General features: G+C 54.9%; 2 protein-coding genes. Both read right to left on the reverse strand.

Features of this window, described 5'->3' with window-relative positions:
* On the reverse strand, nucleotides 1-310 hold a 310-nt coding region (locus AACS92_RS03605; RefSeq protein ID WP_099112045.1), incomplete at its 3' end, for a hypothetical protein.
* Nucleotides 303-575 (reverse strand): phage head closure protein, encoded by a 273-nt coding sequence (locus tag AACS92_RS03610; RefSeq protein WP_099112044.1) that lies wholly within the window; start codon nucleotides 573-575, stop codon nucleotides 303-305. The genes AACS92_RS03610 and AACS92_RS03605, both read right to left, overlap by 8 nt.
* Between the last annotated feature and the right edge of the window lie 4 nt (nucleotides 576-579).

A 579-nucleotide genomic window follows, 5' to 3' on the forward strand; every position in this document is an offset into this window, starting at 1 on the left:
CTTCCTGATGCAAGAGTCCGCGTGAAACGGTTTGCACCGGATAACCACCGAGTCGGCCATGCTGCACAGATTCCCATGCAGAACGGATTTTCGCTTCCAGCCGCAGGGCCTGGGTGTAATCGTTCAGCACCATAATGCTGATTTGGAAGCGTGCTTCGATTAACGGCGAGGCTACCAGCCCGAGAGTGAATCGGGGATCGCTGATACGCTGGTAGGTCACACCCTCTAATACCGTCGAAGGCAAGATCAGCGGATAAACCGGCAGGCCCGTTATCCGTTCTAAATCAGCTTTCAGTTCAGGTTCAATCATGACGAACATCGGCCTCCGTGGTCATTATCGTGCGGTCGGCACGATTACGGTCAATGGTGCGTACCGTGAACCGCCGATCCTGATGTTCAATCAGCCAACCCGGCTGGATATCACGCCGAGGTCTGACGGTAAATTGCTGTACCTCGATCACTTGTTGCTGCTCGGCTGTACGGAGCTTTCGGTTGGACACGGCCTCGGCTTTTGCCCAGACGGTGATAACAGCACTGTGGCTGAACGTTTCTGCACCCAGTTCGTCCCGATGGATAACC

It is taken from the genome of Xenorhabdus sp. KJ12.1 (assembly GCF_963876495.1).
GTDB classification, from domain to species: Bacteria; Pseudomonadota; Gammaproteobacteria; order Enterobacterales; family Enterobacteriaceae; genus Xenorhabdus; species Xenorhabdus stockiae.